10 protein-coding genes and 1 tRNA gene are annotated in these 12538 nt (G+C 40.5%); 8 read left to right on the forward strand and 3 right to left on the reverse strand.

The features are described from left to right. The first annotated feature begins 50 nt into the window (after positions 1–50). Positions 51–1124, forward strand: a complete 1074-nt coding sequence (locus BIZ38_RS03415) for a sensor histidine kinase (RefSeq protein WP_054554884.1) — start codon at positions 51–53, stop codon at positions 1122–1124. After that, a complete protein-coding gene (locus BIZ38_RS03420) occupies positions 1121–1945 on the forward strand; it encodes a LytR/AlgR family response regulator transcription factor (RefSeq protein WP_054554883.1) in 825 nt (274 codons plus the stop codon). The genes BIZ38_RS03415 and BIZ38_RS03420 overlap by 4 nt, the downstream gene beginning before the upstream one ends. Before the next feature lie 78 nt (positions 1946–2023). On the opposite strand, the gene pyk is transcribed toward BIZ38_RS03420, so the two are convergent. Continuing rightward, the gene (pyk, locus tag BIZ38_RS03425; protein WP_138601084.1) at positions 2024–3457 is read right to left on the reverse strand and encodes a pyruvate kinase; all 1434 of its coding nucleotides are present in this window, start codon (positions 3455–3457) and stop codon (positions 2024–2026) included. 424 nt (positions 3458–3881) lie between these two features. Here pyk and gndA point away from each other — a divergent pair, with 424 nt between their 5' ends. Continuing rightward, complete coding sequence (gene gndA, locus BIZ38_RS03430; RefSeq protein ID WP_055022232.1) at positions 3882–5255, forward strand: NADP-dependent phosphogluconate dehydrogenase; 1374 nt, start codon at positions 3882–3884, stop codon at positions 5253–5255. 54 nt (positions 5256–5309) lie between these two features. Here the strand turns inward: gndA and ansA are convergent, their stop codons facing one another. Both ansA and sppA read right to left on the reverse strand, forming a co-directional pair. Next, positions 5310–6320 (reverse strand): asparaginase, encoded by a 1011-nt coding sequence (gene ansA, locus BIZ38_RS03435; protein ID WP_138616814.1) that lies wholly within the window; start codon positions 6318–6320, stop codon positions 5310–5312. A gap of 59 nt (positions 6321–6379) precedes the next feature. Further along, positions 6380–8245, reverse strand: a complete 1866-nt coding sequence (gene sppA / locus BIZ38_RS03440; RefSeq protein ID WP_187489559.1) for a signal peptide peptidase SppA — start codon at positions 8243–8245, stop codon at positions 6380–6382. Between the two features lie 199 nt (positions 8246–8444). On the opposite strand from sppA, the gene BIZ38_RS03445 reads away from it, so the two are divergent. The 5 genes from BIZ38_RS03445 to BIZ38_RS03465 all read left to right on the forward strand — a co-directional run bounded on the left by BIZ38_RS03445 (position 8445) and on the right by BIZ38_RS03465 (position 12529). Continuing rightward, the gene (locus BIZ38_RS03445) at positions 8445–10406 is read left to right on the forward strand and encodes an FAD-dependent oxidoreductase (protein WP_187489560.1); all 1962 of its coding nucleotides are present in this window, start codon (positions 8445–8447) and stop codon (positions 10404–10406) included. Between the two features lie 61 nt (positions 10407–10467). Then, positions 10468–11151 (forward strand): DoxX family protein, encoded by a 684-nt coding sequence (locus BIZ38_RS03450; protein ID WP_187489561.1) that lies wholly within the window; start codon positions 10468–10470, stop codon positions 11149–11151. 88 nt (positions 11152–11239) lie between these two features. Continuing rightward, a complete protein-coding gene (locus BIZ38_RS03455; protein ID WP_187489562.1) occupies positions 11240–11788 on the forward strand; it encodes an NAD(P)H nitroreductase in 549 nt (182 codons plus the stop codon). A gap of 199 nt (positions 11789–11987) precedes the next feature. Continuing rightward, positions 11988–12365: a hypothetical protein gene (locus tag BIZ38_RS03460; RefSeq protein WP_054553932.1), complete on the forward strand. Its 378-nt coding sequence runs from the start codon at positions 11988–11990 to the stop codon at positions 12363–12365. A gap of 73 nt (positions 12366–12438) precedes the next feature. After that, positions 12439–12529: transfer RNA gene (locus tag BIZ38_RS03465), tRNA-Ser, on the forward strand. The last annotated feature ends 9 nt before the right edge of the window (positions 12530–12538 follow it).

Below are 12538 nucleotides of genomic sequence, written 5' to 3' on the forward strand. Positions count from 1 at the left end.
CTCGTGACTATCGGTATAATAAAAATAATTATGAAAGGTAATCTGATATTTTGAATTGGCAATCATTAGTTGATAATCGACAACGCTTTTTCTGGGTTTTGCAAATTGCAGGCTGGATAGGGTATGCGTTAGTTAATTATATCGGCTCAAAAGTCTTTGAAATGCGTGATATTTACGTATTTGTTATTGTATTAAACGCTTATGCAGGCTGTTTAATGACAGTACCTTTACGTTATATGTATCGTAAAGTGTGGAATGCCTCACCTTGGGTATTAATGCTTGTCGTTTTTGGTGCTTCCTATGTAACTGGCACATTATGGGCCGTTGTACAAAAATTCAATTTATGGGAAATCTACCGTCACGGTTACCGTCCAAATGAATGGTTTTATTACTTTCAACAAGGTTTAGATTCGGTTTATATCATTCTTTGTTGGAGTGGTTTGTATTTTGGTATTAAGTATTACCAGCTATTGCAAAGTGAGCGTCAAAAGGCTCTAAAAGCAACCACTATGGCGCACGAAGCTCAGCTGAAAATGCTGCGCTATCAACTTAATCCGCACTTTTTATTTAATACCCTAAATGCAATCTCAACCTTAATTTTGGTAAAAGAGAACAAAGATGCAAATTTAATGGTGTCAAAATTGAGTGACTTCTTACGATACACACTCAATACCGACCCAATAAAAAAGGTGCCGTTAGAGCAAGAAATTCATGCCCTCATGCTGTACTTAGAAATTGAAAAAGTACGCTTTGATGAACGTTTACAAGTCAATGTAGACGTAAGCGAGCAGGCAAAAGAAGCCTTGGTACCAAGCTTGATCCTCCAACCTATTATCGAAAACTCGATAAAGTATGCGATAGCGCAATTAAATGAAGGTGGTGTGATTGATATTAAAGCACAAGTTTTTGCAAATGAACTATTATTGGAAGTAGGCGATAATGGTCCTGGCACTGAGCTTAAAAATGGCCAACTGGTTAATTCTCAAGGCGTTGGCATAGCTAATACACAGGACCGCTTAAAAACACTTTATGAGAACAACTACTCGTTTGTTCTCTCTGACAATACGCCAAGTGGATTAAAAGTTAATCTGCGCGTTCCGTTTGAAAAGGCTGTTAAGAAATGAGCAAAATTAGAACTTTGATCGTTGACGATGAACCGCTAGCAAGAAAGGGCTTAGCTGTTCGACTTTCTGAATTTGACGATTTAGAAGTCATTCGTTTATGTAGCAATGGTCAAGAAGCAATTGATGAATGCTTATCGGGCAATATTCAATTGGTTTTCTTAGATATTCAAATGCCAAATATGAACGGTTTTGAAGTTGCAAGAGCACTTAGCGAGAGCGTTAATCCATTACCCGCTATTGTGTTTGTAACGGCTTTTGACCAGTTTGCAGTTAAAGCATTCGAGATTCATGCGTTGGATTATATTCTTAAACCAGTCGATGACAACAGACTAAAACAGGCGGTAGAAAAAGTGCATACCTATTTAAAAACGCAACAAGATAACGCCCATAAGAAAAAACTAGCGAGCTTTGTTGCAGGTATTACAGGCAATAATTGCGAAGAAATTTTAAAGAAGTTAGCAACGGGCGATAGCCTTGCTGACCGTCGTTATCCAGAATCATTAGCTGTAAAAGAGCAGGGCGAAATTGTTCGTGTGCCTGTTATTACAATTCAATGGGTTGATGCGGCTGGTGATTATATGTGCCTTCATTGCCAAGATGGGCAAACACATATCCTTCGTAAAACAATGAAAGAGCTTGAACAAGAGCTTGATCCACAACTATTTGTGCGAGTTCATCGCAGTGCCATTGTGAATACTAAGCAAATTAGCAAACTTGTAACTCAAGTAAGTGGTGAGTATCTTTTAGTGCTAGATAACGGCCAAGAACTAAAAGTAAGCCGAAGCTATCGCGATAAAGTGAAAGCAGCTCTGGCGAGCTAATAGTTGTTCTAAGCTAAACAAGTTAAAACAAAAAAGGCGCAATAAATTGCGCCTTTTTTATTGAAAATTTGTAACAGCTTAAACAGTTACAATCTTCATCGTGTTTGTTGCACCAATCGTTTCCATTGCATCACCATGAGTTAAAATCACAGTATCACCTGCAACTAGTGAGCCTTGCTCAACAAGAGTGTTTAATGCATCACGTACCATGCTTTCGTCTTCACACTTCGTTGAATCGAAAAATACAGGATAAACACCACGGTAAAGTGCTGTTTGGCCCAGCGTACTTGGATGACGTGATAATGAATAAATTGGTAAACCAGAGCTGATGCGCGACATCAATTTAGCTGTACTTCCTGATTCAGTCAGAGTCACAATAGCTTTAACAGAATCTAAGTGGTTAGCTGCATACATCGCAGATAATGCAATTGATTCAGCATTTGATGAAAAACGGCTGTCTAAACGGTGCTTAGAAACGTGCGTTTCTTTTTGTGATTCAGCACCTAAACAAACGCGAGCCATAGTCGCTACGGTTTCTTCAGGGTAGTCACCAGCAGCTGTCTCAGCAGATAACATAACTGCATCAGTACCATCTAATACGGCGTTTGCTACGTCCATAACTTCTGCACGTGTTGGCATTGGGTTATCGATCATAGATTCCATCATTTGTGTTGCAGTCACAACTGTACGGTTAAGTGAACGAGCACGGCTAATGATAAGCTTTTGTTTACCAACAAGCGCTGCATCACCAATTTCAACACCTAAGTCACCACGCGCAACCATCACTGCGTCAGACGCAAGTACGATATCATCAATTGCTTCAACAGTTTCAACGGCTTCTGCACGTTCGATTTTTGCTAATAGTTGTGCGTTTGAGCCAGCAGCTTCTGCTAAAGAGCGAACATAACGCATGTCATCACCACTGCGTGGGAACGAAACAGCAATATAATCAACACCAATCTCAGTGGCAGTGATTAAATCTTCTTTATCTTTATCAGTGAAAGCAGGGGCTGTTAAACCACCGCCTAAACGGTTGATACCTTTGTTATTTGAAAGTACGCCACCAACAGTAACAGTTGTGTGCACTAGGTCACCGTCAACGCTATCTACTGTCAATTGGATTAAACCGTCGTTTAATAACAGTAAGTCGCCTGTTTTAACGTCGTTAGGTAGCTCTTTATAGTCGATACCTACTGCATTAACGTCGCCTTGGCCTTTTTCCATTTTCGCATCAAGGGTAAATTTTGCGCCAACTTCTAGGTTTACTTTACCGTCTTTGAAGGTTGATACACGAATTTTAGGACCTTGTAAGTCTGCAAGGATAGCAACGTGTTTGCCTAAACGCTTAGCAATGCTGCGTACCGCTTCAGCGCGGTCTTTATGATCTTGTGCTACGCCATGTGAGAAGTTCAAACGAACCACATTTGCACCTGCACGAATAATTTTTTCTAGGTTGTTATCGCGATCGGTTGCCGGTCCAAGGGTCGCAACAATTTTTGTGCGTCTTAGCATCAAATTCTCCTGTGCGCTCAAATATATTAAGCGAATTGATGGTTATCTATTAAAATGTCGTGCTATAAACCTTTAATATAGGCTTATACATAAGCACAATGTAGAACTCATAAGTAAAAAATGATTGTTTTTACTTATGAGAATCTGGCTCTTTGTATTAATTATAGAGTATACAAAGGGTGAATGACGTTATTATGACACCGGTGTCAGGTAGCGTCAATACACATACCTTTTTAAAGGGTATTATAAAAATCTGGTCCGATGCCTTGGTTATTTTGATATACTGGGGGCCAACGTCGCTTCATGATTTCGATGATTTATCTCAAGTTGGCTGTCAAGCTCGCATTTTTGGGCTGCTTGGGTATAATGCGCGCGTAATTATTTTGATTAACTAACCAATAGTTGTTACCGAGGAGGACACTAAATGCAAGTTGCATTAGTAGGGTTAGGCGTTATGGGTAAAAATCTTGCCCTCAACCTGATTGAAAAAGGGCTGACATTAGTAGCTTACGATAAAAACCCAGATGCGGGTGCCGAGTTACTAAGCTGTGCGAAAGCATTAGGTTTGGCAGACCGTTTACATATTGTGTCTGATTTAAATGATATGGTTAGACGCTTAGAGCCGCCTCGTTCGATTCTTCTTTTAGTTCCTGCTGGTGAATTGGTTGATAAAGTATGTACAGAGCTTGCAGAAGCAGGTGTTGACTGTGATGACATTATCGTAGATTGCGGCAACAGTAACTACAAAGACGGCATTAGCCGTAAACTTAAATATCAAAACAAATTTGAATTTGCCACTATGGGTATTTCTGGCGGTGCAGAAGGCGCACGTCACGGCCCTGCAATGATGGCAAGTGGTTCAGAAGGCGGCTGGGAGCGTGTTGAGCCGTGGTTTGAAAAAGTAGCGGCAAGCTACAAAGGTGAGTCGTGTTTTGCACGTGTAGGCCAATCTGCAAGTGGTCACTTTGTGAAAATGGTGCATAACGGTATTGAATATGCGCTAATGCAATTAATTGCAGAAATGTATCAATTATTACGTTTAGGTACTAATCGTTCACCAAAAGAAGTGGCTGACATTTTCAATGAATGGTCCGAAGGCACTTTAAATAGCTACTTACTGTCAATTTCAAGCCATATCTTGAGCCTTGAAACGACAGAAGGCGAGCCACTCGTTGATTTAATCGACAATAAAGTTGGCGCGAAAGGCACGGGTTTATGGACTGCACAAAATGCCCTAGAGCTTGGTATTGCTGTGCCATCACTCGTTGCGGCTGTTCAAGCTCGTCACTTAACAAATACGTGTGATACGCATGCTGCTAAAGAAATGACTTACGCTGCTAAAGCAACTGATACCGTTGATTTAGACTTAGCAGAGCTAAAAGATGCATTCACATTGGCAAGTTTACTTGCTTATCGTCAAGGTTTAGCACTTATCAAAGGTGCGTCTCGTGCGCATCAGTGGAAAGTTGATCTTTCTAAAACGCTACAAACGTGGCGCGCTGGCTGTATCATCCGTGCTGATTACTTAGACAATGTCGCTGAAGGTGTAGAATTTATTGATTCTATGCAGCGTGAATCAGCAGCATTACGTAAGGTAACGGGTGCAGCAGTTTCATCTGGTCTTGCATTCCCAGTGTTAACAGCAACGCAAACTTACATTGCGACGTTAACAACACCAAGTAATGGTCACCTTGTTCAAGCACAACGTGACTACTTCGGTGAGCATGGTATTAAAACTCACAGTGGTGAGATTTGCCATTTAACAGATTTAGTTGAGATTGACGAAAAAGTTCGTTAATTATCAAAAAGCATAAAAAAGGCACCAATTGGTGCCTTTTTTGTATTTGCTGCATTAACGACTTAGCTCACCGCGCAGGTTGTCTTGCATCAAGTGACGAATTGTTTCTACTTCCAGCTTTTGACTAAATAAGTAGTGTAACTTGGTCAAACAGGCTTCTAATGTCATATCGTAGCCACTGATCACACCACAATTTAATAAGGCATTACCGGTTGCATAACCGCCCATATTAACTTGGCCTTTTAAGCACTGCGTTAGATTTATAATCACCATACCGCGTTTGCTTGCATCATTAAGAATGTCTAAGAACGCCGGATCTTGTGGGGCATTACCCACGCCAAAACTTAATAACACAAGTGCTTTTATGTCGTCATTAACTAAACTTTTAACCACTTTTGGGCTGATCCCAGGATAGAGATAAAGCACACCAATTGGCTGTGGCGTGATATTTGACACCTGTAGTTCGTTATCAACATAAGGGCTAAGTTGCCCTTTGATCAGTTGAATATTAATTCCTGATAGTGCTAATGGTTCAAGGTTCGGTGATGCAAAGGCATCAAAGCCATCAGCATGGGCTTTTGTTGCACGGTTACCACGGAATAACTGGTTATTAAAAAACAGACTTACTTCGGCAATTGGGTAATTTGCGGCTAAGTACATGGCATTAAGTAAGTTTACTTGGCCATCAGAACGAAGTTGCGACAATGGAATTTGTGAGCCTGTCACAATCACAGGTTTTGTCAGGTTTTCGAACATGAAAGACAAAGCAGAAGCTGTGTAGGCCATAGTATCGGTACCATGCAAAACCACAAAGCCATCATAGTCTTGGTATTTACTCTTAATATCGTCAGCAATTAATTGCCAGTGGGCAGGGGACATATCTGAAGAATCAATGAGCGGGCAATATTCGTGAATATCAAACAAAGGCATTTCATCACGATTAAACTCTGCATTATTGACCACTGTTTCGGTTAAAAAACCTTCTGCCGGAACATAGCCACGGCTCGATTTTTTCATACCGATAGTACCACCCGTATAGGCGATATATATACGTTTACGTTTCATAAAAAAAGCCCAGTTAAATAACTGGGCTTAGTATACCTAAAATCGCTTAGCTAAGTAACTTATTGAATTACATTACACACTAAACAACGAGCGTAAACGCCTTGTGGATCGTTGTAATCTTTTAGATTATCGATCTCACTACTTAACTGATTAATAAGGCTTTGTAAGTTAGCTTGTGTTGCGAGTACTGATTGTGATGAATCAGACTTAGCAAAGAAGCTCTTAACAGCCGCGGTGCCAAAGATATCTTGCAGCATTTGCTCTTGTGGTGTTAATGACTGTTTGATGGTCTTAACATCATAATGATTAAGCTTAGCAAGCTCAGCTGCCGCCTTAATTGCATCTTGCTTATCGCCAAGCTTATCAACTAAACCTAGTTCTTTTGCTTGAGTTGCAATCCATACACGGCCTTGGGCAATTTTATCAACTTGCTCAGGCGTCATGTTACGTGCTTCAGCCACTACATTTAAAAAGCGTTTATATGCATTTTCAACGCTCATTTGAATGATGTCTGACATTTTCTCGTCAAGTGGGCGTGCAATAGAGAAGCCAGCAAGATCAGTTGTTGCAACACCATCTGAGTAAATACCTAATTCAGCCATGGTATTCTCAAACGTCATGAAAGTACCGAATACACCAATTGAACCTGTAATTGTGCTAGGGGCTGCCCAAATTTCATTGGCTGCAGATGCAATCCAGTAACCACCTGATGCTGCCACTGAGCTCATTGAAGCGATAACCGGTTTACCCGCTGCCTTAAGTGCTAATACTTCAGCGCGGATAACTTCAGAAGCAAACATACTACCGCCACCTGAATCGATGCGTAGTACAACGGCTTTCACTTTGTCATCAAGACGCGCTTTACGAAGTAGGGCTGCAGTAGAGTCACCACCAATTTCGCCCGCTTTACGCTCGCCATCGACAATGGTGCCTTTAGCTACAACGACAGCTACTTTTTCAGTAATTGGGTTATCGAACTCAACAGGCGGTTTTACCAGCGATAAATACTCACGGAAGCTTACTTGCTTAAAGGTTTTACCTGTTTCTTCTGCACCGACTAACTCAATAAGTTGTTGGCGAATTTGTTGTGAGGTTTTTAAAGAATCAACCCACTGATTATTTAGCGCGTACTGACCCGAGTTACCGTCAACGGCTTGCATTTTTGCAAGATAAACATCCATATCTTCATCGAAATTACTTTCATCGAATGGACGGCTTGCTGCAACGTCAGTTTTGTATTCGTTCCAAAGTGCAGTTAACCAAACACTATTCGCTTCTTTCGCCGCATCTGACATGTCATTACGAATAAATGGCTCAACCGCTGATTTATAAGTACCCACACGGAAAATATGTTGAGTCACTTTTAACTTTTCAAGCGCGTCTTTGAAGTACAGTGGGAACATACCGTAGCCTTCAATGCTCACACCACCATATGGGTGCATAGACACTTCATTAGCATGGGCAGCAATATAATATTGTGCTTGTGTATAGTAGTAGCCTGTTGCAATAACTTGCTTGCCTGCCTCTTTAAAGGCATCAATTGCTTTCGTTATTTGTTTTAGCTTATTGATGTGTGCACTTGGCATTTTTTGTAGGTCAAGAAGCATAACAGTGATGCGATCATCTTTAGTTGCTTCGTTGATCACTTCAATGACGTCATCAAGAAGAATTTCTGATGGTGCTTCTTTACCCATAGTTGCATCGTTGATGGCTGCTTCTACAGGATCAACATAGGTTTTTTCTTCAACAATAGGGCCATTTAAGTTTAGGCGTAGCACGGTTCCGTCTGCTACTTTTACTTGATCTTCTTCGCCAGTGATAGCAACAAAGAAGAGTATTACTAGTAATAGAAATAATATGTTTAGGACCAAACGGCGGGAAAAATTAATCCCGGTCCAAATGCCTTTAAATATCTTTGCTAGCAAAATAAATCCTTAATTCAGTACAGCTTAGTAGTGAACTCATCTTAGCTTAGAATAACTTTAAAATTAACTGTTAAATAGTAACAGAGTGTTTAAAACGACAATTTGCGACAGATTAATTACCAGTGAAAAGTTGATTATTCTAAGTTATTGCCGCAGAATCTATTTCAAATAGAGGTTCGACCAGTTAACGGGGCACACAATGTTAGAACAAAAATTACAATTACCGCATACCGAACTTCGTAATCGTTTGGTTATGGGATCAATGCATACTGGCTTAGAAGAAGGCTGGCATAACCGCAAACGCTTACGTGCATTCTACGAGGCACGTGCCAAAGGCGGCACGGGTTTAATCATTACAGGTGGCTACAGCCCAAATATTCGTGGCAAGCTATCTCCGTTCGCATCAACATTTAATTCATTTTATGATGTGATCAAACACAAAGCATATACTGATGCGGTGCATCAACATGGCGGAAAAATTTGCTTACAATTATTGCATGCAGGTCGCTATGCGTATCATCCATTCAATCAAGCACCAAGCTCAATTCAGGCACCTATTAATCCATATAAACCTAAAGAAATGTCGTTAGGGTCGATTAAAAAAACCATCAAAGACTTTGCTAACTCAGCAAAAATGGCTGAAAAAGCAGGTTATGACGGTGTTGAAATCATGGGTTCTGAAGGTTATTTGATTAATGAATTCATGGCTAACCACACCAATAAAAGAACAGACAACTATGGCGGTAGTTTAGAAAACCGCATGCGCTTGGCTGTTGATATTGTTAAAGCTGTTCGCGCTAAAGTCAGTCAAAAGTTCATTATTGTATTTCGTTTGTCTGTAATGGATTTAATTCCTAATGGATCAACGCCTGATGAAGTAAAGCAACAAGCCCTGGCACTTGAACAAGCTGGCGTTGATATCTTTAACACCGGTATTGGTTGGCACGAGGCTCGTGTACCAACGATTGCCAGTATGGTCCCAGCAGGTGCATTTAAAGAAGCATCAAAACGCTTAAAAGATACAGTATCAGTGCCAGTTATCGCGGTTAACCGTATTAACACGCCGGAAATTGCCAATGGAATTTTAGAAGCAGGCGAGTCTGATTTAATTTCGATGGCCCGCCCTTTATTAGCAGATCCAGAGTTTTTCAATAAATACGTTAATAATAAGTCTGAACAAATCAATATTTGTATTGGTTGTAATCAGGGTTGCTTAGACCATGTGTTTAAAAATAAACGTGCCACCTGTTTGGTTAACCCACAAGCGGCTTTTGAGTTAGATTACAGCCTTGAAAAAGCTCCATCTTCTCGATTAGTTCTGGTTGTGGGTGCTGGCCCTGCTGGCCTTGCTGCAAGTTGTTACTTAGCAGCGAAAGGTCACAAAGTGACTTTAATTGAACGTAAAGAACAAATGGGTGGCCAATTTAATTTAGCCATGCAAGTGCCGGGTAAAGAAGACTTTAACCATACCCTTAACTACTTTACTAATGAATTAAAGCGTTTAAATGTCGATTTACAGCTCGGTACTGAATTTACTGACAATATGCTCAATCAATACGATGATGTGGTTTTTGCAACAGGCGTACGTCCGCGCGAAGCCAAAATAGAATGCGGTGATGGCAAACGTGTATTCGCTTATGATGAAGTAATTCGTGGTGAAGTAGAACTCGGTGAGAAAATTGCGATTCTAGGTGCCGGTGGTATCGGTTTTGATATGGTTGCCTTTTTAAGTGAACACAAAGGCCAAACAATTGAGCAATTCAAAACTCAATGGGGTATTGAATGCGAAGCTAAGCCTGAAAAAGACAATCGCCAAATTTATATGCTTAAGCGAAGTGCAGGGCGTTTTGGTAGTGAACTTGGTAAAACAACGGGTTGGATCCACCGACAAGTTGCCAAACAGCACGGTGTTAAACAAATCGCTGAGTGTCAGTATCTAAGCTTTGATAAGCAAGGTTTGAAGATAACGGTAAAAGGTGAAGAGCAAATCCTCGATGTTGATACCGTGATTGCTTGTATTGGTCAGGTATCAAATACTGAAACGTTCGACAATCAAACCGAAAACGCGAAAGTACACGTTATTGGTGGCGCAAAACTAGCTGCCGCTATCGATGCTAAACGTGCAATTTTTGAAGCGTTACAAGTCGCTCGTAAAATTTAATTGAAAGTAAACTAGAAAACGTGCGGTCTATGTGATTAATCTATTTAGTCACGAGACCGCTATGTTGAACACACACTTAATACCCCTTTACCAACACACCTTGAAGAAACTGCAGTTTTTAGATGGACTACCGAGTCTATTAATTCGCTTGATTTTAGCCCCAGTGATGATCATTGCAGGCTTTAATAAGCTTGCTTTAAGCAGTGATGTTACTCATTTTTATCAATACTTTTTAGCATCTGAAGATATTGTTGCATGGTTTGGAAATAGTGACTGGGGTTTAGGCCTACCCATGCCCTCTGTATTGGCCTTTTTAGCTGCATGGACTGAGTTTTTAGGGGGGATCTTTATATTATTGGGTTTATTAACTCGTTTAACCGCAATTCCTTTGATGATCACCATGCTGGTTGCAGCGACAACAGTACATGCCAGTAATGGCTGGTTTGCTGTAACACCTACCGATGCCAGCACCAGCCCAGCGAGAGTACTCAATTGGCTTGCAATACCTGGTAGTGAAGCTAGCCTAGTTAATTCTGATGAAGCCAGCGAAAGATTAACCAAAATGCGTGAGTTGCTAGAAACGCATGGTTATACAGAGTACCTTTATGCGAAAGGGAAACCTGTGATCTTAAATAATGGTATTGAGTTTTCTGCCATCTATTTTGTTATGTTATTGAGTTTATTTTTTACAGGGGGTGGTCGTTACGTTAGTTTAGATTATTGGTTAACTAAAAGTATCGAATAGCTTTCTTGCTCATAAAGATAAATGATAAGCTTGGGTTTTCTGCCCCGATTATTAAGGGGCGTCGTACTTAAGCATTTACGGAATATTCATGGACGCTTTAACGCTATTACAAACTCGACAATCAGATCCTCGCCTTATCGCACCTGGACCTACTGCAGAACAACTTGAAATTATTAAGCGAGCGGCCATTAAAGTGCCTGATCATGGCTGTATTGCTCCTTGGCGATTTATTGTCGTTGAAGGCGATGCACGTAATAAATTAGGCGATATCTATCATCAGGCCGCTGTTGCTGAAAACCAAGATGATAGAACCATTGAGCGCGCTAAAGAACTACCGCTGCGATCTCCGATGATGATCATTGCCATTGCAGATATAACTGAAAACCCAAAAGTGCCACGTATTGAACAAGTACAAAGTGCAGGCTGCGCTGTACTTGCAATGCAACAAGCGGCATTCGCCCAAGGTTTAGGGGGTATTTGGCGCACAGGTTATTTTGCACAGAGCCCAGCTGTTAAAGCGGCACTCGGTTGTAAAGAACAAGATGAGATTGTTGGTTACCTCTATTTAGGTACGCCAGAAATAGACATTAAAAAACCTATCAGACACAAGCCAGAGACGTTTTTTGAGAATTTATAAATAGTAGGAACTTTTTTGCAGTTAAGCAGTCAGACACTATTAAGCTTACTTATGTTAGTTTTTTTAGATTTAGCTTAGCTGTAAGAAGCGCACGGATGCAAAAAACGAAATAATTCTTCTTCAGTGTGTTTTTTAATCGGTTATTTTTTGTTAACGTATGGAAAGTCTTAAAAAAATAACGATAAAGAAGACGAGAACAATGGGAAACTTATTTTTACGTGAAAAAGAAAATTGGTTCGCTTGGTCAATTTGGGGCTTAGTTGGCGCTGTTGTCACATTTTTTGTTGCCATGTCTACAAAACAACCTCATTACCTTGGCTTGTCTGCTGTAGTGGTATTACTTCTATTGACATGGTGGATGCAAAGCACTAAACGTTTCGATTTCGGCCGCGCTTTTAAAATTTGTTGCTACGTTTTAACGATCACCTGCTTACCCGCCTTCGCATTAGTTATTGTACCGAGTTATAACCTCAATAAAATTGACGTAATAGTGCAGGGCTCAGGTTTTGCAATTGTTAGTTTAATTGTTTGTTTAGTTTGCTCTTTAATCGCAAAGCGTCCGAAGCAGTACTATTAAAATTACTTTTTTAAAGTTTTTTACATTTAAGGCTTTACAACGAACGCAGTAAACACTATTATGCGCGCCGTACGGAGAGATGGCAGAGTGGTCGAATGCACCGGTCTTGAAAACCGGCAGGGGTTTGTAGCCCCTCTAGGGTTCAAATCCCTATCTCTCCACCATTATTTAGA

Source organism: Pseudoalteromonas sp. BZK2 (assembly GCF_014349195.1).
Classification (GTDB): domain Bacteria; phylum Pseudomonadota; class Gammaproteobacteria; order Enterobacterales; family Alteromonadaceae; genus Pseudoalteromonas; species Pseudoalteromonas simplex.

Bases quoted from the DNA above. Each gene is read 5' to 3' on its own strand.
- BIZ38_RS03420 (WP_054554883.1), top strand. From the start codon at position 1,121: ATGAGCAAAATTAGAACTTTGATCGTTGACGATGAACCGCTAGCAAGA.
- pyk (WP_138601084.1), bottom strand. From the start codon at position 3,457: ATGCTAAGACGCACAAAAATTGTTGCGACCCTTGGACCGGCAACCGAT.
- BIZ38_RS03455 (WP_187489562.1), top strand. From the start codon at position 11,240: ATGGACGCTTTAACGCTATTACAAACTCGACAATCAGATCCTCGCCTT.
- BIZ38_RS03450 (WP_187489561.1), top strand. From the start codon at position 10,468: ATGTTGAACACACACTTAATACCCCTTTACCAACACACCTTGAAGAAA.
- gndA (WP_055022232.1), top strand. From the start codon at position 3,882: ATGCAAGTTGCATTAGTAGGGTTAGGCGTTATGGGTAAAAATCTTGCC.
- BIZ38_RS03445 (WP_187489560.1), top strand. From the start codon at position 8,445: ATGTTAGAACAAAAATTACAATTACCGCATACCGAACTTCGTAATCGT.
- ansA (WP_138616814.1), bottom strand. From the start codon at position 6,320: ATGAAACGTAAACGTATATATATCGCCTATACGGGTGGTACTATCGGT.
- BIZ38_RS03460 (WP_054553932.1), top strand. From the start codon at position 11,988: ATGGGAAACTTATTTTTACGTGAAAAAGAAAATTGGTTCGCTTGGTCA.